Annotated in this window: 1 protein-coding gene; it reads left to right on the forward strand. The window is 37.0% G+C overall.

Features of this window, described 5'->3' with window-relative positions; genetic code table 11:
- Positions 1 to 503 (forward strand): MBG-2 domain-containing protein (locus tag FLACHUCJ7_RS00135; protein WP_180907456.1); only part of this gene is annotated, 503 nt, incomplete at both ends.

Consider the following 503-nt stretch of genomic DNA (forward strand, 5'->3'; position numbering starts at 1 on the left):
GGAGATTCATTCACAGGATCTTTAACAAGAGTTAGTGGTGAAAATATTGGTAATTATGCTATTAATCAAGGTTCGCTTTCAGCTGGATCTAAATATTTAATTACTTATGTTGGTGCAAACTTTACTATTACCGCAAAACCAATTACAGTAACGGCAACTCCATCACAAACGAAAGTTTACGGAACAATAGATCCTGTTTTTGCTTATACAGTTTCACCAAGTTTAGTAGGTAGTGATTCCTTTACAGGAGCTTTAACTAGAGTTGCTGGGGAAAATATAGGAACTTATGCTATTACCCAAGGAAGTTTGAGTGCCGGATCTAATTATACGATTAGTTACGCAGGCGCTAACTTTACTATTACGGCAAAACCAATTACAGTAACAGCAGATGCTTCACAAACCAAAGTATATGGAACAACAGATCCTGTTTTTACTTATACGGTTTCTCCAAGCTTAGTAAGTGGTGATTCTTTCACAGGAGCTTTAAGCAGAACTGCTGGAGA

The organism is Flavobacterium salmonis (assembly GCF_903819435.1).
Taxonomy (GTDB): Bacteria; Bacteroidota; Bacteroidia; order Flavobacteriales; family Flavobacteriaceae; genus Flavobacterium; species Flavobacterium chungangense.